At 59.3% G+C, this 17,675-nt stretch carries 14 protein-coding genes; 5 read left to right on the top strand and 9 right to left on the bottom strand.

The genetic code is table 11. The features are described from left to right. Positions 1 to 254 precede the first annotated feature (254 nt). From ACMGF9_RS07675 to ACMGF9_RS07695, 5 genes are all read right to left on the bottom strand, one after another. On the bottom strand, positions 255 to 1,637 hold the full coding sequence (locus tag ACMGF9_RS07675) for a serralysin family metalloprotease (RefSeq protein WP_118891873.1): 1,383 nt from the start codon (positions 1,635 to 1,637) through the stop codon (positions 255 to 257). A 501-nt stretch (positions 1,638 to 2,138) separates the two neighbouring features. Continuing rightward, complete coding sequence (locus ACMGF9_RS07680; protein ID WP_414160184.1) at positions 2,139 to 3,428, bottom strand: alginate export family protein; 1,290 nt, start codon at positions 3,426 to 3,428, stop codon at positions 2,139 to 2,141. Between the two features lie 41 nt (positions 3,429 to 3,469). Further along, entirely contained in the window at positions 3,470 to 4,369 is a 900-nt protein-coding gene (locus ACMGF9_RS07685; protein ID WP_162895221.1) for a VOC family protein, read from the bottom strand. Between the two features lie 524 nt (positions 4,370 to 4,893). Further along, positions 4,894 to 7,089: a catalase/peroxidase HPI gene (gene katG / locus ACMGF9_RS07690; protein ID WP_049187899.1), complete on the bottom strand. Its 2,196-nt coding sequence runs from the start codon at positions 7,087 to 7,089 to the stop codon at positions 4,894 to 4,896. Positions 7,090 to 7,348: 259 nt separating this feature from the next. Further along, positions 7,349 to 8,773, bottom strand: coding sequence for a coniferyl aldehyde dehydrogenase (locus ACMGF9_RS07695; protein ID WP_243750835.1), 1,425 nt, complete (start codon positions 8,771 to 8,773; stop codon positions 7,349 to 7,351). 199 nt (positions 8,774 to 8,972) lie between these two features. Here ACMGF9_RS07695 and ACMGF9_RS07700 point away from each other — a divergent pair, with 199 nt between their 5' ends. The 3 genes from ACMGF9_RS07700 (at position 8,973) to ACMGF9_RS07710 (ending at position 11,525) form a co-directional block, all read left to right on the top strand. After that, a complete protein-coding gene (locus ACMGF9_RS07700) occupies positions 8,973 to 9,803 on the top strand; it encodes an alpha/beta fold hydrolase (protein ID WP_015378452.1) in 831 nt (276 codons plus the stop codon). A gap of 121 nt (positions 9,804 to 9,924) precedes the next feature. Then, positions 9,925 to 10,800: a glyoxalase III HchA gene (gene hchA, locus ACMGF9_RS07705; protein WP_015378451.1), complete on the top strand. Its 876-nt coding sequence runs from the start codon at positions 9,925 to 9,927 to the stop codon at positions 10,798 to 10,800. Continuing rightward, the gene (locus tag ACMGF9_RS07710; RefSeq protein WP_242142122.1) at positions 10,797 to 11,525 is read left to right on the top strand and encodes a PA1136 family autoinducer-binding transcriptional regulator; all 729 of its coding nucleotides are present in this window, start codon (positions 10,797 to 10,799) and stop codon (positions 11,523 to 11,525) included. Before hchA ends, ACMGF9_RS07710 begins: the two co-directional genes overlap by 4 nt. Here ACMGF9_RS07710 and ACMGF9_RS07715 read toward each other — a convergent pair. Beyond that, complete coding sequence (locus ACMGF9_RS07715; RefSeq protein WP_414160185.1) at positions 11,522 to 12,412, bottom strand: LysR substrate-binding domain-containing protein; 891 nt, start codon at positions 12,410 to 12,412, stop codon at positions 11,522 to 11,524. The genes ACMGF9_RS07710 and ACMGF9_RS07715 overlap by 4 nt on opposite strands. 128 nt (positions 12,413 to 12,540) lie before the next feature. Between ACMGF9_RS07715 and ACMGF9_RS07720 the strand changes: the two genes are divergently transcribed. Next, positions 12,541 to 13,113 (top strand): hypothetical protein, encoded by a 573-nt coding sequence (locus ACMGF9_RS07720; RefSeq protein WP_164122590.1) that lies wholly within the window; start codon positions 12,541 to 12,543, stop codon positions 13,111 to 13,113. Between the two features lie 50 nt (positions 13,114 to 13,163). Here the strand turns inward: ACMGF9_RS07720 and ACMGF9_RS07725 are convergent, their stop codons facing one another. The 3 genes from ACMGF9_RS07725 to ACMGF9_RS07735 all read right to left on the bottom strand — a co-directional run bounded on the left by ACMGF9_RS07725 (position 13,164) and on the right by ACMGF9_RS07735 (position 17,032). After that, positions 13,164 to 14,870 carry a hemolysin gene (locus ACMGF9_RS07725; protein WP_076740668.1) on the bottom strand — a complete coding sequence of 569 codons (1,707 nt, stop codon included), beginning with the start codon at positions 14,868 to 14,870 and terminating at the stop codon, positions 13,164 to 13,166. 567 nt (positions 14,871 to 15,437) lie between these two features. Further along, positions 15,438 to 15,956 carry an NUDIX hydrolase gene (locus tag ACMGF9_RS07730; protein ID WP_414160186.1) on the bottom strand — a complete coding sequence of 173 codons (519 nt, stop codon included), beginning with the start codon at positions 15,954 to 15,956 and terminating at the stop codon, positions 15,438 to 15,440. Positions 15,957 to 16,132: 176 nt separating this feature from the next. Further along, positions 16,133 to 17,032: a LysR family transcriptional regulator gene (locus ACMGF9_RS07735; RefSeq protein ID WP_004928662.1), complete on the bottom strand. Its 900-nt coding sequence runs from the start codon at positions 17,030 to 17,032 to the stop codon at positions 16,133 to 16,135. A 227-nt stretch (positions 17,033 to 17,259) separates the two neighbouring features. Here ACMGF9_RS07735 and ACMGF9_RS07740 point away from each other — a divergent pair, with 227 nt between their 5' ends. Further along, entirely contained in the window at positions 17,260 to 17,610 is a 351-nt protein-coding gene (locus tag ACMGF9_RS07740) for a cyclophilin-like fold protein (RefSeq protein WP_015378446.1), read from the top strand. Positions 17,611 to 17,675 lie beyond the last annotated feature (65 nt).

Below are 17,675 nucleotides of genomic sequence, written 5' to 3' on the forward strand. Positions count from 1 at the left end.
GATAATCGTTTGCTGTGTGGTGGATGAGACAAGAAAGTAGAACGGATGATTTCTGGCGATGACGTGATAACTTACTAATTTATAGATGAATAGTCATTTAAATTGACTGCTTAAGTGCGTTTGTTGTTCCGTTGCTCCCCACATCCATTTACTGCTTTGGCGATGGATGTGGGAACCGCGTAAAAAACGCCAGCGGCAGGCCTGAAAAGAAATAAACAGTCCGGCGTGAAGGCCGGACTGCGGGTTTGCCTTGGCTAGACGAGAATATCGGCGGAAGCGTCGACATGCCCAACGATTTTTACAAGGAAATCAGGCAGTTGATTGCCGGAGAGATTGATGGCCAGATCGGTGACATTCTGCTGCGCGTCATAATTCAGCGCCGCTTCATACAACGAGCCGCTTAAACTATCCACGAAGTGCAACTCGCTCCCTTCGGCCTTAGCCGTCTGGTTGAGCCACGACAGATCGATTTTATCCACCGCCGTCTGGAAATCGCGGATCCAATCCGGCGCGGCGGCTTGGCTGTCGCCGGCTTCGCGGAAGACGAAGGTGTCCGCGCCTGCATCGCCCCAAAGCTGATCGGCGCCGCCGGCACCGTAAATGATGTCGTTGCCTGCACCGCCTTTTAGCGTATTGTTCAGCGCGTTGCCCACAAGAATGTCGGCACCGCTGCCGCCGATGATATTTTCAATCTGCGCGCCGTAGGCGATGGCTATATTCGCCTTCAAGCCGCCTACATCAGAGAATGCGCCTTCGTTAATGTTGATGCGCTGATCCTGGCTGTAGCCTGAAAAATCCAGCGTGTCATTGCCGCCGGCATCCCAGATAGCCGCCACGATTTTGTCCGTGGACGCTTTAACGCTCAGAAAGTCTCTGTCCGTATTCGAGTTGAAACCATAGGTGGTATCGCCGGTGCGCGTGGTGGTATTCGCGCCGTAAAGCTTCTGTATGGCGGTAATATCATCCAGCTGCGGTCCTGATGGCCAAACGCCTTTATAGTCAGCGCTGGTGTATTGTTCGTTAAAATAGCTCATCAAAGAATATTGATGGTCGTCTTCATAATACTTCGCCGAGTTGGCGTAGGTGGGGTAGGTGGCATTTGACGCATCATAATTGCCGGGATGAGAAAGCCCCAACGCATGCCCTATTTCATGGGTAAGCGTATCCCTGGCGTAGTTATTGGTTTGCGGATTGGAGGCGTCGTAGCCGTTATTACCGCTGATCCAAATGGTGCTTTTGAGATCGCTCTGCGTACTTTCATACGAGGTGTAATTGCCCCCGCTGGCCGCCTTATAAAAACCAAACTTTATATCTGCATTTTTCGCGTCGTTGCCTTTAACCTCGGTGAACGTGATGTTGGCCACATCCGACCAGGATTGCAATGAAAGCTTGGTTTGGGCTTGTTGAGCGGCGGTAAGCTGCGCGGCGCCCGTCTTGTCGCTGCCGGTATAGACGGGGAAAGAGTAGGTCAAGGTAGCCGCATGGTCTGTCACGCCTTTGCCATTGGCGGAATAATGGCTCCTCAGCAGCAGATCTGAAACCTCTTGCGTGGTATATGACGGTTTACTGCTCTCCGCGTGATCGCCTCTTTCATAACTGGTTAAATAATCGGAAATCTTATCGGTAGCTAATGACATATCAAACTCCTTTGGACGTTGACAATATTGCACCTAACGCTCTATATGCTCGTACACAGGTTTGAAAATCAGGGATAATTAATGTGATATCATTGGCTTGCCTCCTTGGTCTGGCTTGAATATTGCGTTCAAGCGGAATATATCCTTATCATTAGTCACGGTGAGGAATTAATTGTGCACTGCGATTGAGTTAAAGCAGTATAAACACAATTATTTTATTAATTAGTTATTCTTATATGAATCTTTTACATAAGATATGAGTAAAAGACTTGTTTAAATAACTCGTTGGAATTAAATCTTTATTTAATATTTCTCTGTAATCGGCGCGCGGCATTTGCGTTGCTGATTTATCTTTCTGTTTTTCCGGCTTTTTATCTGTGAAATGCGGTGAGTAGCCGCCATTGCCGTAACGCATAGAGGCGGCCGCACTCCGGCTGTCGTCATTAATCGGATACGGGATTATTGAGGGGGCCCGCGTATACCGATTAACTTGCCTGATGCTTAAAAACTGTAGGTGCCCTGCGCCAGCACGAAGTTCATGTCTTTCAGCCCGGCATGGTGCTGCAGGCTGTGGCCGACGTCGAAGTAGACATAGGCTACCTTGAACTGGAGATCGCTTCTCGGCGTCCAGGTGGTTTCGACCTGGTACTGGTTGCCGATAAAGCTCGATCCCTGTTCGCTGCCTTTCACCGGGCGCATTGGCCCGAGATAGAAGGCGTCCTCACGGCGTTGCCGCCATAACGCGTCCCAGCTGAAGTCGATGGCCAGGGTTTGCCACGGCGTGATGGTGACCGAAGGATGGATGGCGATCAGGTTAGCCGGCGCCACCAGCCCGTTTTCGGTCAGGTAGGGCAGCTTGGGGTACATGGCGTTGAAGGTGTTGAGCTGCCCATCGTGACCGTTTTTGTCGCCGCTGGCGATGCCAATCTTGCCGCCAAAGCGCGGCCGCCAGCGCCAGTCGCTCACCGTATAGCCGGCGTGCGCCGACGCCGACCAGGCGCGGATATCGCGCTGTTCTGCGCTGCCGAACTGCCAGGCAGCTTCATTATCCCAGTCGAACCCCCGCGCTGCGCCGAAGATGCGTGCGCCGACGGTATAGCGCCGCTCTTGCCTGCTAAGCTGCGCGTAGTGGGCGTCGTTATCCTCAAAGCCAAAGGTGTAGAGATCGAGCGAAGAAGCCAGCGGCGTCAGCGGCGTGGTGCCGTACAGTCCCCACACCTTTTGGCTGTTGTCGGTATCGTCGTCGAAACTGCCGGTTTTAAGGGTGACGGGATGGCCGATAAAGGCGTCGAGGCGGTTTTTATCCTTGACCCAGCTGGCGCGGATAGCATCGAAGGAACGGCGCACGTTGGGGCCGTCGCGGGTGCCCAGCAGGTGCAGCGAGCCCAGCGCAATCTCCTGGCGGCCGACCCGCAGGGTGCCGAGGCCGTAGGCAGTGGGCAGTTTCATATCCACATAGCCCTGCCCGAGGTAGGCATGATCTTCGTCGGTCGGCTTGCGCCCGCGATCGCGCGGCGTGGCCAGCGACGATCCCACTTGCACATAGGCGCCGAAATAGTCGCCGTAGTCGAGGCGCGCGCCAACCAGCAAGCGCTGCATGAAAGTGTCGTCGCGTCCGCCATTCAAATCCCGTTGATCCGTCCATTCATAGCGCTCGCGCAGTGAACCGTCGAAAGATAAGGTGGCCGCATCGCCCAACGGGATGTTTTTCCAGGGGGAGGCGGCGGGCTCCGCCGCCAGAGCGGGGAGCGTGGAGAACAGCAACAGTGCGGGTAGCGTGCGTTTCATCATGAATATCCGAAGAAAAAAGCGCGCCGCAGCGCGCCTTGGGTTTATTTGGCTGTCTGGTGAATTTCGGCGATGTAGCCGCCGGGGAAACGCACCAGCGCCGAGGCGCGGCGTTCCGCCGCCGTCGATCGCCACAGCACCTGCGCGCCGCTGGCCGTCGCTTTGGCCAGCGTGGCCTGCAGATCCTCGACGCCATAGCCGGTGCGCTCATGGCCGAACGGATAAGGCAGATGCCCATCGGTGACGAAAATGCGCGTTTTGCCAAAAAGCGAGTCCAGTTCGATCTGGCGGATCTTGCCGTTATCGTTGCGGCCGATCGCCGCATCGCTGACCTGCTCGTCGCGCACGACTTTGCCGTGCGAGAACGTCTGATAGCTTTTCAGGAAGTCATCGACGCGGTAAGCGGAGAGATACAGGCGGTTTTCCGGCACGCTCAGCAGCGGCTTGTAGTTGGGCGCTTTGGTGTGCCAATAAAGCTGCATGTTGACGCCGCCGGGCCATTGGATCACCGCGTCGCGCCCAATCGGATCGTCGAAGGGGGCGACCAGCACATCGGCGCCGGCGGCCTTGGCTTGTTGAATGGCGGCATCCATATCCCTGACCAGAAAACCGTTGCGCTCGGCGCCGAACGGGTGCGGGATCGGCGTTTTGAAATCGAACACCGAGAAGCTGCCGGCTGGCGTCAGTATCAGCTGGGAATAGGTTTCGCTCGGCGTGGGCGTGACGTTGACCAGCACGCGTTCGGTGCGGGTGCCGCCGAAGGTTTTCAGGATGCTGTCGACAAAGGCATCCATCTTGCCGCGTTCGACGTAGACATGGGTGGTGTCATATTGCGGCCCCACGGCGAGAGATGCCGTATCGGCCGCCCATGATACGGCAGGGAGCAGCAGCGCAAGGGCCGATATCCTCAGCCGACGAGAAGAAATACCGATAATGTGTTGCATGATGACCTCCAGGTAGCGGTTATTTTCCTGAGTGAAACGTCATTTCCTATGAGCTTTCCCGTCGGCTGAAAAATAAAAGCTAAAAACGCAACGCGCGTGATGAAACGCTAAATAGGGGCGAAGTTCTGACGCCCCGGCGAATATGGCGCAGGGGCAGAACATTTATTCTTATTGGCGTAAACGGTGAGGCGCCGGGCCAGCAGGCCCGCTATCGCTAAGGGTCGGCGCTGATAATGCGGTCCGCCTCGCCGCGTGTTGAAGTGAATTGGGGATAATCCATAACGGTGTTCTCCTTGATGGGATATATCGTATTAGCGCGCTGAATTTACGTTCTTCATTGCCCTCTAAATATAAATACAGCATTAAAAGAATTGCCGCCCATCAAATTTTTATATGACTTGTTGAGTAAATACGAATAAGCGGGAAAAGAAATATAACGACGTGCGCTACGGCTGGCGCTGAGCGGAGGCGGTGTGGTTCTCGGGAGGAAAAACGGCCTGCCGAAGCAGACCGTTGCGGGGAGTTTACGCCAGATCGAAGCGATCGAGGTTCATCACTTTGTTCCAGGCGGCGACGAAGTCATGGGCGAACTTCTCTTGCCCGTCGGCGCTGCCGTAGACTTCGGCCAGCGCGCGCAGCTGCGCGTGCGAACCGAACACCAGATCGACGCGGGTGCCGGTCCATTTGACCGCGCCGCTGCGGCGATCGCGGCCTTCGAACAGGCCGTCCTCACCCACCGGGTGCCAGGTGGTGCCCATGTCGAGCAGGTTGACGAAGAAGTCGTTGGTCAGCGCCTGCGGGCGATGGGTGAACACGCCGTGCTGCGTGCCGCCAACGTTGGCGCCGAGCACCCGCAGCCCGCCGACCAGCACCGTCATTTCCGGCGCGGTCAGGGTCAACAGCTGCGCCTTGTCGACCAGCAGCGTTTCGGCCGGCACGCGGTATTTGCCCTTCAGGAAGTTGCGGAAACCGTCGGCGAGCGGCTCCATCGCCTCGAAGGAGTCCACGTCGGTCTGTTCCTGCGAGGCGTCCATGCGGCCTGGGGCGAACGGCACCGTCAGGGTCAAGCCGGCGTTCTTCGCCGCCTGTTCCACGCCCGCCGCGCCGGCCAGCACGATCAGATCCGCCAGCGAGACGCGCTTGCCGCCGGTCTGCGCGTCGTTGAAGGCGCGTTGGATGCTCTCCAGCTTGGCCAACGTCGCGGCGAGCTGCGCAGGTTGGTTGACGGCCCAGTCCTTCTGCGGCGCCAGGCGAATGCGCGCGCCGTTGGCGCCGCCGCGTTTATCGGAACCGCGGAAGCTCGATGCGGAAGCCCAGGCGGTGGAAACCAGCGCGGACACCGGCAGGCCGGAAGCCAGCACCTTGCTTTTCAGCGCGGCGATGTCCTGCTCGTCGATCAGCGGATGATCGACCGCCGGGATCGGATCCTGCCAAATCAGCTCTTCCTGCGGCACTTCCGGGCCGAGGTAGCGCGCGCGCGGCCCCATATCGCGGTGGGTCAGCTTGAACCAGGCGCGGGCGAAGGCGTCGGCCAGCTCTTCCGGGTGTTCATAGAAGCGGCGTGAAATCTTCTCGTAGGCCGGATCGAAGCGCAGCGACAGGTCGGTGGTCAGCATGGTCGGGCGGCGCTTCTTGTTGGGATCGAAGGCGTCGGGAATGGTTTCGCCGATGTCTTTCGCCACCCACTGGTGCGCGCCGGCCGGGCTTTGGCTCAGCTCCCATTCGTATTCGAACAGGTGGCGGAAGAAGTCATGGTTCCACTGGGTCGGGGTGGTGGTCCAGGTCACTTCCAGGCCGCTGGTGATGGCGTCTTTGCCGACGCCGGTGCCGAAGGTGCTGTGCCAGCCGAGGCCCTGCGACTCCAGTCCGGCCGCTTCCGGATCGGCGCCGACGTGAGACGCCGGGCCGGCGCCGTGGGTCTTGCCGAAGGTGTGGCCGCCGGCGATCAGCGCCACGGTTTCTTCGTCGTTCATCGCCATGCGGGCGAAGGTTTCACGGATGTCGCGCGCGGCGGCCACCGGATCGGGGTTGCCGTCCGGGCCTTCCGGGTTGACGTAGATCAGGCCCATCTGCACCGCCGCCAGCGGGTTTTCCAGATCGCGGTCGCCCGAGTAGCGGCTGTTCGGCCCGCCGCTCAGTTCCAGCCAGATCTTCTCAGACCCCCAGTAGACGTCGTCCGGCTCCCAGGTGTCGGCGCGGCCGCCGGCGTAGCCGAAGGTTTTGAAGCCCATCGATTCCAGCGCCACGTTGCCGGTCAGGATAATCAGGTCGGCCCAGGAGATGTTGCGGCCGTATTTCTGCTTGATTGGCCACAGCAGGCGGCGCGCCTTGTCGAGACTGACGTTGTCCGGCCAGCTGTTGAGCGGGGCGAAGCGCTGTTGGCCTTCGCCCGCGCCGCCGCGGCCGTCGCCGATGCGGTAAGTGCCGGCGCTGTGCCAGGCCATGCGGATGAACAGGCCGCCGTAGTGGCCGAAGTCCGCCGGCCACCATTCCTGCGAATCGGTCATCAGGGCGTGCAGATCCTGTTTGACCGCCGCCAGATCGAGGCTGTTGAAGGCATCGGCGTAGTTGAAGTCTTTATCCATCGGATCGGACAGGGGGGAGTGCTGATGCAGCGGTTTCAGGCTGAGCTGATTAGGCCACCAATCCTGATTGGTGGGGCCGTTCTGCGGTGCGGGCTGCTTGCCGCCCGAAAACGGGCATTTGCTTTCAGTTGTCATAATGCGCTCTCTGCTTCCGTAAAGATGCTCCAGCCGCCGGGCGTGGAGCGGTTAACAAGGCATGCGGGTAAGGCTTGCGTCGGGTGTTGCGCTAAATAACTGAACTCAATCGATTTACGTCACCCCCGTCGCCAACGGACAAAGGGTGACTCATGGCTAAGCTTAGTCAGCGGCGGCGGAGAGATAAAATAGGAATGAGTGAATATTGTGATAGCTTGCGGCGATTCATGGCTGTGCTATTGATTGTCAGCACACCGCTTTATCGGCGCCGCAACATGAACGTGAGCACCGCGTCCGCCAGTTTGCCGAACGGCGCGCGCAGCAGGCCGGTAAAGTGCCAGCGGCTCTGGATGAAAACGCCCTTGGCGTGGCTCAGCGCCCGAAATCCTTCGATGCCGTGACAGGCCCCCATGCCGCTGGGGCCGATGCCGCCGAACGGCAGATCGTCCTGGGCGAAATGCAGCAGGGTGGCGTTGACGCTGACGTTGCCTGAGGTGGTGTGCGTCAGCAGCCGATCCTGCTGCGCGCCTGCCGGGCCAAAGTAATACAGCGCCAGCGGGCGCGGCCCGGCGTTGATAACGTCGATCGTTTCATCAAAGGCGGCGTAGGTGCGCACCGGCAGCAGCGGCCCGAAGATCTCTTCTTGCATGATCCGGCTGTCGTCGGGGGCGCCGACGATCAGCGTGGGAGCCAGGGTTTTCGGCCGTTCAGACGCCGAGTCCGGGCGATGGCCGACCGGAATGATTTGCGCGCCCCGCGCCTGGGCATCGGCCAGCAGGTCTTGCAAACGTTGATAGTGCCTGTCGCTGATGATGGCGCCGTAGTCGCTGCCCGTCGGCCCTGTGGGGTAAAACGCTTTGACCGCCGCGTCGTAGAGCGCAATGAAGCTCTCCACATCGTTCTGATGGATCAGCAGGTAATCGGGCGCGATGCAGGTTTGGCCCGCGTTCGACAGCTTGCCGAACGCCAGGCTGTTAACGATTCTGGCGGTGAGCGCGCCGGGCGCCACGACGGCAGGGCTTTTGCCGCCCAACTCGAGCGTCAGCGGCACCAGATTTTTAGCGGCCGCCTGCATGACCTGACGGCCGATCGCCGTACTGCCGGTGAACACCAGATGGTCGAACGCCAGCTCGCTGAATCTGGCTCCGATCTCCGGCCCGCCGGTCACCACGGCGATCTCGTCGGCGGGAAACTGCGCCGCCAGCATCGTCTCGATGAGCTGGCTGGTATGCGGCGTGAGCTCCGAAGGTTTCAGCATCACGCGGTTGCCGGCGGCCAGGGCGGTGGCCAGCGGGATGAAGGTCAACGATAAAGGGTAGTTCCACGGCGCCATGACGCCGATCACGCCCTTGGGCTGATATTGCACATAGGCGCGCGCAGCCTGGTACGGCAGGGCAACGTGGCGGCGCTCCGGTTTCATGAAGCGTTTCAGGTTGCGCAGCAGGTAATCGATCGCCTGCACGGTGACCAGAATCTCCAGAATGTCGGTCTCGTAAGGCGAGCGGTGGCCGAAGTCCGCGCTGACGGCCGCCGCCAGCGCGCCGCGCTGGGCCAGAATGGCGCTCCGCAGGCGGCGCAGGACGGCCTTGCGCTGATCCATCGTCGGCGCGCCGTCGCGCAGGAAGGCGTGGCGCTGGGCGGCAAGCCGTTGCTCCATCGTCGTGGCGGTGTCATCTCCTTGCACTTGAATACTCCTGATGCCGATCGAAAGCGGGAATGCGGTTTGCCGAATTGGGTTTGACCTTAAAGTGAGCTTTAAACCTATACTCGTTAAACGATCAACGCAAGATCGTCGGCCAGCCGGGATGAGGGAGCCAGAGATCCCGGCGCCGCGCGCAGTATAAACCTTCTTTTTTAACCATAGTGTAAATGGGAGAAACGACATGGGTTATGTAACGACCAGCGATGGCGTCGAGATTTTCTACAAGGATTGGGGCCCCAAAAACGGCAAGGTTATCTACTTCCACCACGGCTGGCCGCTGTCCAGCGATGACTGGGATGCCCAGATGCTGTTCTTCGTGAACCAAGGGTTCCGCGTGGTTGCGCACGATCGCCGCGGCCACGGCCGCTCCAGCCAGGTGTGGGAAGGGCACGACATGGACCACTACGCCGATGATGTCGCCGCGGTGGTGAAACACCTGGGCGTACAGGGCGCGATGCACGTGGGCCACTCGACGGGCGGCGGCGAGGTAGTGCGCTATATCGTGCGCCACGGCGAGGACAAGGTGTCCAAAGCGGTGCTGATCAGCGCGGTGCCGCCGCTGATGGTGAAAACCGACGCCAATCCGCAGGGCACCCCCAAAGCGGTGTTCGATGATTTCCAGGCGCAGCTGGCCGCCAACCGGGCGCAATTCTATTACGACGTGCCGGCCGGTCCGTTCTACGGCTATAACCGTCCGGGCGCCAAACCGTCGGAGGCCATTATCTGGAACTGGTGGCGCCAGGGCATGATGGGCGGCGCCAAGGCGCACTATGACGGCATCGTCGCCTTCTCGCAGACCGATTTCACCGAAGATCTCAAGAAGATCTCCATTCCGGTGCTGGTGATCCACGGCGACGACGATCAGGTGGTGCCTTATCAGGATTCCGGCGTGCTGTCGGCCAAGCTGGTGCAAAACGGCACGCTGCATACCTATAAGGGCGCGCCGCACGGCATCCCGACCACCCACGCCGATCAGGTCAACGCCGATCTGCTGGCGTTTGTGAACAGCTAAGAACAGCGCCCAGGGGGACGCTCCGCCGCCTGGGCGCTGCTTGAGGGATATCCCTCATTGCGGCCCTGCCGGCGGTTATTTAAGCTGAATGGGCAATGCAACGATGAATATGGAGATAATCATGACTGATTCAGTGTCCAACGATCGTAATCCCACCCCGGATGTGGCGGAAGACAACGCGTTCTTCCCATCCCCTTACTCCCTCAGCCAGTACACCTCGTCCAAAACCGACTTCACGGGCGCCAGTTACCCGAACGCCTATCGCGGCGGCAAGTGGAAGGTGCTGATGATCGCCTCGCAGGAGCGCTACCTGCTGATGCAAAACGGCAAGTTCTTCTCCACCGGCAATCACCCGGTCGAGATGCTGCTGCCGATGTATCACCTGGATCTGGCCGGTTTCGAGATCGACGTCGCTACGCCGTCCGGCGATCCGGTGAAGCTGGAGATGTGGGCGTTCCCGCATGAAGATGAAGCGGTCAAGGCCACCTACGAGAAGTACCGCAGCCAACTCAAGCAGCCGAAAAAGCTGACGGAAGTGGTGAAGGATCTGGATGGCGGCAACTACCTCGGCGTTTTCATTCCCGGCGGCCACGGCGTGCTCAACGATATCCCGTTCAGTGAAGAGGTGAAAAAGACGCTGCACTGGGCGCATGACCACGATCGCTACGTGATCTCGCTGTGCCACGGGCCGGCCGGTTTGCTGGCGGCGGGCATCGGCGAGAGCAAAGCGGATTTCCTCTATCGCGGCTATGAGATGTGCGTGTTCCCGGACTCGCTCGATACCGGCGCCAACATCGATATCGGCTATATCCCCGGCCCGATGCCCTGGCTGGTGGGCGAACGCCTGCGCGAGTTGGGCGTTAAGATCGTCAACGCCGACATCACCGGCAAGGTGCATAAAGATCGGCGCCTGCTGACCGGCGACAGCCCGCTGGCTTCCAACAACCTCGGCAAACTGGCGGCAGAAACGCTGCTGGCCGACGTCGCCGCGCGATGAGCGACGAGATCGCGCAGCGCGCTTTCCAGACGGCGTTGGCGATGGACCACGAGCGCACCTTGTCCGCCATTCAGGGGCGGGTTCGCGCCTTCGCCGCGCCGTTCGGTTTCAACCGCTTTGTGCTGTTTTCCGCCTCCGCGGCGGCGGAGGCGGGGATCGAGCATATTTATTGGGTCGAGGGCGACTGGTTCGGTGAGGGGGAGGCGGTCGATGCGCTGACCTACGTGCGGCACTGCCCGGTGACCCGGCACATGCTGCGGGCCGCCGAACCGTTTTTCTGGACCAAAACCCGAGCGCAGCAGGGCGAGCGCTACCGGATTGTGCGCACGCCGCGCGGCGCCGGTCTGCACGGCGTGCAGATCCCGGTATTCGGCCCCGCCGGGTTGGAGGGGGCGGTCAGCCTGGGGGGCGAGTGCATCGACGCCTCGCCGCCGGTGCGGCTGGCGCTGTCGCTGGTGGGCGCAGCGGCTTTTCTGGCGGCGCGGCGGCTGTTCGAACCTGCTGCCGGTGAGGGGGAGGGCCGGCTGTCGGCGCGCGAGCGCGAGGTGCTGAGCTGGACCGCCATTGGCCGGCGGCAGGCGGATATCGCCGCGATGCTCGGCCTGTCTGAACGCACGGTGGAAAATCACCTGCGGCGCATTCGCCAACGTCTCGGCGCCGCCACCACCGCGCAGGCGATCAGCGTGGCGATCCGCCTGGGGGAAATCGCCCCCGAGAGCCGTTAGCCCGCCGCCATTTGCCGCAGCAGCCACGCGCGCAGCGCCATGATATCGGGGCGCTGCGCGGTCTCTTCGGTGGCCACCAGATAATAGTTGGCGCCGGGCAATGACATCTCGAACGGCGCCGCCAACACGCCGCGCTGCAACAAATCGCGCGCCAGCAGCCGGCTGGCGATCACCACCCCCTGGCCCGCCACCGCCGCCTGCAGCGCATGGGTCTCGTCGCTGAAGGTCAGCCCGGCTTCCACGTTCAATCCTTCCGGCCCGTAGCGCCGCCGCCAGTTCTCCCAGGTCGGTGAGTCGGCGGGCACCTGCCGATGCTCCACGTGAAACAGCGTCACCCGCAGCAAATCTTCGATGCGCTCCAGCGCCAGCGCCGGGCTGGCCACCACGATAAAGCGATCCTCATGCAGCAGGGTGCAGTGCAGATCGCTTTCCGGCGTTTCACGGTAGCGGATGGCGACGTCCACGGTGCGCTGGCTGAGATCCACCCGCTCGACGCTGGTGTGCAGGCGCAGATCGATGGCGGGAAACTCCGCCTTGAAATCCGCCAGGCGCGGCACCAGCCAGTGGGTGAGAAAGTTGGAGGTGGTGGTGACGGTCAGCGCCGGCGGCTGCCGGGCGCGGGTGATTTGGGCGACGGACTGCTCCAGCGCGGCGAAGGCGCGCTGGGTGCCGGCATACAGGATCTCCCCGGTTTCGGTCAGGCTGACGCCCTGCGCGCTGCGCTCGCACACCCGGCATGCCAGCACCGACTCCAGCAGCTTGATCTGATGGCTGATCGCCGTTGCGCTGACGCCCAGCGCCTCGGCGGCCAGTTTGAAGCTGCGGCAGACGGCCACGGCGTGGAAAGCGCGCAGCGCGCCCAGCGGCGGCAAACGGGTTCTTCTCATGGCTGAATTATTCTCATCCAAGGCTGAAAACTATGAGTTTGTATTACCGATTATACAAGAGATAGGCTACTGAGATGTGAACAGGGAAATGAATTTATTTCATCATTTCCATCATGTCGGAGTGAACGATGAGCCTCTATATCAACAACGGCGCCCTGGGCGCCATGGAACACACGGGAACGGCGGCGAGCGCCCTGGCGCTCAGCGTGCCGGTCGCGGCGGGTGCCTTGCTGCTGAAGACCGAAAATCTGCTGGGCATCGGCGCGACCCTGATGCTGCTGACGACATTGGCGCTGGCGTTTCTCGGCGGCGCCGCGCTGGCCCGCTGGCGGACGCTGCGGAACCGGCCTGCGCTGGCTATTCTCCGCCACGGCTTTTTACTGGCGGCGGCGGGATGGCTATTGATGCTGCTGATGCTGTTCGGCGGCCACGGCTGGCCGGCCCTGCTGCCGGGCCTCGCCCTCGGCGGCCTGGGCCAGGGCGTCGCCTACCGCACGGCAGTGGGGGAGAAAGGCGCACTCGCCGTGGCGTATCGTTTGACGACGGTGGTGACTCTCGTGGCCGTAGTGGTTGCCGTTTCGCTGGTGCAAACCTATGCCGCGCCGGGGATAAAGGGAGCCTGTTTCGCGCTGGCGCTGCTGGTCGATCTGGCCTTACTGGGGGCGTTGATGGCGCGGATTGCGGAGCGTGACAGGGAGTGAGCCGCCGCGCCGCAGGTAAACAGCCCGCCGGTAAACCCGGCGGGCTTCGCTTAGGCGGCCGCCAGCTCTTGCGGGGCAATGGTTTGCAAACCGACAAGCTGAATGGCCGGCTGCTCCAGATTGATGCCAAAGTATCCTTGATCCCAATTGTAGATATTGACGACGTGCTGATTGAGCGCGCTTTCGCCCTGCATGAATATCGACAGATCCTGCGTATGGGTTTGCGCGTTGTAATTCAGTGAGAAGCTGCTGTTTGATCCTTCGGCGCCGAAGGCCAGCAGGTGGTTATCGATAGACAGGGAGGAGGCCTGTAAAAAGCCCAGCTCGAAGCTGTCGTCGATGTAGATATTGTGGGTCTGCTTCACGGGAATGTTCAGCAGGCTGTTGGGGAAGGGCACATCGTTGGACAGCATGCTCAGGTTTACGCCGAGATAATCCTGCGGCGCACTCCCACCCGGCGCAGTGGTATAACCATGCTCGAAGCGAATCTCGCTGGAGCCTTTGCCCAGGTTGACCTCCAGGCCGTTGGCCGGCGTTAGCACCCGATCGTTAAAGGTGACGTTATCCTTAAAGTCCGTCAACTTCACCGCCTCAATGTTGTACAGCCCGTCCTTGAAGCCATACAGCCCGATGCCGTTTTTCTCGATTACCCCGCGCCCGCCATAGCTGCCCTGGGCGTCAAACTTCAGGTTTACCCCGTGCGACAGGCTGGAATAATCGACCGTATCGTGGCCGCTGCCGCCGTCGATCACCGTCCAGCCGTAGTTGCCGGCGTTGTTTTGCCAGCCGCGCGGCACGCTGATGGTGTCGTCGCCGCTGCCGGTGTTAACGGCGATATTGCCGAACGCCAGCGTGAAATCATCGTCATGCAGCGTACCGACGCGGTACAGATTCGGCGTGGACAGCACGTCGGCAATGTCGTTGAAAATCGCCGAGCCGATATCCAGCTTGCCGGGAATGATGCTGCCGCCGCCGGTCACGCTGCTGCCGTAGGATTCGGTGTAGAAATCACGCGCCGCCTCTGCGGCCAGGCGGATGGTCTCGTGGCCAATGCCCAGGGTGGTCAAATAGGTGGGCACTTCGCCCGCCAGCAGCGTTTCAACCACGTAACTGAGGTTTTTCATCTGCATGGAGACCTGCGCCGCCGCAATCAGATCGTAGGTGCCGCCTTCCACCTTAAAGGCCGAGGTGTCGTTGGTCGCCACCCATTCGGTAAAGAACGAAGTGTCGCCTAAATAGGAGAACAGCGTGGTGCCGGCCCAGGGGGAATAGTTGGGGGCGCCGGTCGAGGAGGCGTCGGTGAACACTTCGGATGCCGCCGCACCGGCGTCGATCAGACCAACCTCGTGAATATCCGGCACTTTGGCGCTGGTGGGCGGGGCATCCGGCAGCGGCGCGTTAGGATCGCTGCTCAGATCGACGCCAAACAGCGTTTTGGCGAAGTTTTTGGCGATGTTGTCGGAGGCGTTCTGAATGCGCGTCTCCCAGTCATCGGGGACATGCCCGGTGCGCAGCTCATACTGCAGCTTGGTTTGGTCGCGAATGTAATGGGCAAACGCCCCCTGATTCGAGTTCACGCCATAGGCGCCTTTAATCCAGGTATAGACCGCGATATCCACGCCCTCAATGGGTTGGTTGGCATGGTTGGGATCGGTGAGCGCATCGACGGAGGCGGCATACACGGCCGGCCAGTCGCCGGCTTTGGCGGCCTCCCAAATCGCTTGCAGTTTTTCTCGGTCGGTAATGACGTAAGCCATATAAACACTCCTTGTTGCTGAGAGATTGCTTAGAAATTCAACATGATGAATGGAAGCGCGCGATGGAATAAACCGAAACCCGAACAGCCAGAAACGCGCATGCCGCGATCTGCAGCGAACGATGGGCAGCAGGCACCCATAGCGAAAGGATAGACGCAACTTGCCGAGCGCGAGAAATTCGCTTATCGATTGTTTTTACAGGATTATTGCTGTAAATCGGCGGGTTAACCCGCGTATTGGCGCCAGGGAGGGATTTCCGTCATCTTGGTTAGGAATCTTCTTAGATAAAAGAGTGGGTTTCGCTGGTGGGGCCAAGCGTCGGCGTTATGGCGGTGGCTGCCGCTTTGCGGGTTCACACCGACGGCAACGCAGGAGGGCGATTTCTCTCTGGCGCTGCTGGAGTGTGGAATGGGGGGGAATGCTGGAGTGGGGACTCTGGCGGTCGGTTTTGTGCCAGTAGCGGACGTTAACAATCTTGAACAGGTTAGCCGACAAACCTGAAAACTCTTTTGCTTACATCGGGAATGTTGGCAGAAAGTACTTCAATTATGATTACAGATCAGCCAGTTAATCCCAAATCTCAATGGGATCATTAATACTTTCCCCCTGGAGCAGTTGCTCAATGTGTTTAGGTAAGTTCCTTGGATAAAAAGTCGCAGACGACGATTTTAGTTCCTCCAGGGACCACCAGTGATACTCGAGATGATCTTCCAGTTCAAAAGGTTCCCGTTCTGCATAATGGATATCAGGTTTGAAATCATTTATATAGGCAAGGGATATAGCTTCGTGTTGCAGGCGCCTTTCACCGCGATACGAGTAATGAACATCTCTGAACCACTGAGGTACACGGACGCTTTGGAAAGGAACTATCAAACCCGTTTCTTCAAACACTTCACGTATGGCTGCGTTCGCGTGAGATTCCCCCTCCAAAATGCCACCGCCAGGTAATTCCCACGAATTTATGAAGTTAGGATTACTGACATCACGTGTGCTGAGAAGTAGGATCGAGCAGGTCTTATCAATCAGGACAACTCTTACCGCGCGCCGCTCAGTTTCTTTGAGTGGGAAAATCATTTCAGAAGACATAAATAAGGCCATAACAAATAAACACTAAAAGAAGATAGTCTACATACTGCCTTCTATTTTTCTACTAAAGTCCGCTCCTCGCTCAAAGCAGACCCAATGACCACGTAGCCTGTCCGTTGCGTGCCAGAAGCGGACGTTCACGTCCGTTCTTGAAATATTGGCCCGATAATTCAGCGTTAAATTTTCCGGTTAATACGCAACGCATCCACAACGAGTGAAAACGCTGGGGAAGGCTGTTTACGGCTGGGATAATAAAGATAGTAGCCGGGAAAAGGACGGCACCATTCTTCAAGCACGCGGATCAGTTTTCCTTCCTGCAGATGTGTGCCGAACTCCTCTTCAGGTAAAAAGGCAATGCCCAGTCCGGCAAGAGCTGCGTCAACGACGTGTTCCGATGTGTTAAACGTCATTTGCCCTTCAACCCGAACGTGAAATTTACCGTTTTCCTGCTCAAACTCCCAGGCGTAAATTTTCCCCGATTGAACCATGCGCTCATTAATACAGCAGTGTTGCATCAGATCGCGTGGCGTCTGAGGGGCGGCGCACCGGGCAAAATACTCAGGGGAAGCTACAGCCGCCATGCGCAGTTTCGGGCCAATGGGTACGGCTATCATATCTTTGTCGATAGTGTCTCCGAGCCGCACGCCGGCATCAAAACGGTCCGCCACGATATCCCGGAACCCGTGGTTGGCATCAAACTCAATATGAATATCAGGATATTCGCGTAACAGTGGTGTCAGCTTTGGCAGCAGCGTGGTCTTCAGAACATTAGGTCCACATGTAATACGGACGGTCCCCGCAGGTTTATCACGCAGTGCCGTCAGCATGTCCAGCTCGGCTTCAATCTCATCAATACGATGGCCCACAGACTGCAGCAGGCGTTCCCCGGCGGCGGTCACTGACACGCTGCGCGTGGTTCGCGTCAGCAGGCGGATTTGCATCCGTTCTTCCAGCCCGGAAATCGCCTGGCTCAGTGCGGGCTGGGTCACGCCGAGCTGGGCGGCAGCGCGCGTAAAGCTGCCCTCACGCGCCACGGTGACGAAAGAGAGTAAGTCGTTGAGATTGCGTCTGGCCATGCTCGTTTCCGGTCCATTTATAAATTTTACTTATAAGGGTATTAAGTATTCATTAGCTAGTTAACCCGCTGCATATTGGTAACAATAATGCGATGAAAAAGTCAACGCTAACCCTTATGCAAAACGCTTACTGCAGAACATCACTGCTGCTCCTTGCCGGCCTGCTTTTCGTCACGCAGTCCGCTATGGCGGGTGACAACGACCGGGGAGTGGCGCAGGAGACGCTTATGAAAATTGAGATCATTGTGGAGGGAGAAACCGCCACCGCCACCCTCTTTGATACGCCGACAGGCCGGGACTTTGCGTCTTTGCTTCCCCTCAGCCTGACGCTGGAAGACTATGACGATATTGAGCGTATAAGCGACCTGCCGCGCAGGCTTTCCACGGTGCAGGCACCGGACGGCATGACGCCGGAAGCCGGAGATATCACTTACTACGCGCCCTGGGGCAACCTGGCGATTTTTGCCCAGGGCAGGGCTTACGCCCGTTCACTGATCCCGTTAGGGAAAGTGGATTCCGGACTGCCGGTCCTGCAGCGCCACGGACCTCTTGCGGTGCAGATCAGGGTCGCCAACTGACCCGCAGCACCTTCCGTACCGCGATTATCCCCCTTATCCCGTCTCCGTATGCCGTTTCAGCTCTT

It is taken from the genome of Serratia sp. BNK-23 (assembly GCF_047456145.1).
In the GTDB taxonomy this organism is placed as follows: Bacteria; Pseudomonadota; Gammaproteobacteria; order Enterobacterales; family Enterobacteriaceae; genus Serratia; species Serratia nematodiphila.

Bases quoted from the DNA above. Each gene is read 5' to 3' on its own strand.
- ACMGF9_RS07675 (WP_118891873.1), bottom strand. From the start codon at position 1,637: ATGTCATTAGCTACCGATAAGATTTCCGATTATTTAACCAGTTATGAA.
- ACMGF9_RS07680 (WP_414160184.1), bottom strand. From the start codon at position 3,428: ATGATGAAACGCACGCTACCCGCACTGTTGCTGTTCTCCACGCTCCCC.
- ACMGF9_RS07685 (WP_162895221.1), bottom strand. From the start codon at position 4,369: ATGCAACACATTATCGGTATTTCTTCTCGTCGGCTGAGGATATCGGCC.
- katG (WP_049187899.1), bottom strand. From the start codon at position 7,089: ATGACAACTGAAAGCAAATGCCCGTTTTCGGGCGGCAAGCAGCCCGCA.
- ACMGF9_RS07700 (WP_015378452.1), top strand. From the start codon at position 8,973: ATGGGTTATGTAACGACCAGCGATGGCGTCGAGATTTTCTACAAGGAT.
- hchA (WP_015378451.1), top strand. From the start codon at position 9,925: ATGACTGATTCAGTGTCCAACGATCGTAATCCCACCCCGGATGTGGCG.
- ACMGF9_RS07710 (WP_242142122.1), top strand. From the start codon at position 10,797: ATGAGCGACGAGATCGCGCAGCGCGCTTTCCAGACGGCGTTGGCGATG.
- ACMGF9_RS07715 (WP_414160185.1), bottom strand. From the start codon at position 12,412: ATGAGAAGAACCCGTTTGCCGCCGCTGGGCGCGCTGCGCGCTTTCCAC.
- ACMGF9_RS07720 (WP_164122590.1), top strand. From the start codon at position 12,541: ATGAGCCTCTATATCAACAACGGCGCCCTGGGCGCCATGGAACACACG.
- ACMGF9_RS07725 (WP_076740668.1), bottom strand. From the start codon at position 14,870: ATGGCTTACGTCATTACCGACCGAGAAAAACTGCAAGCGATTTGGGAG.
- ACMGF9_RS07730 (WP_414160186.1), bottom strand. From the start codon at position 15,956: ATGTCTTCTGAAATGATTTTCCCACTCAAAGAAACTGAGCGGCGCGCG.
- ACMGF9_RS07735 (WP_004928662.1), bottom strand. From the start codon at position 17,032: ATGGCCAGACGCAATCTCAACGACTTACTCTCTTTCGTCACCGTGGCG.
- ACMGF9_RS07740 (WP_015378446.1), top strand. From the start codon at position 17,260: ATGAAAATTGAGATCATTGTGGAGGGAGAAACCGCCACCGCCACCCTC.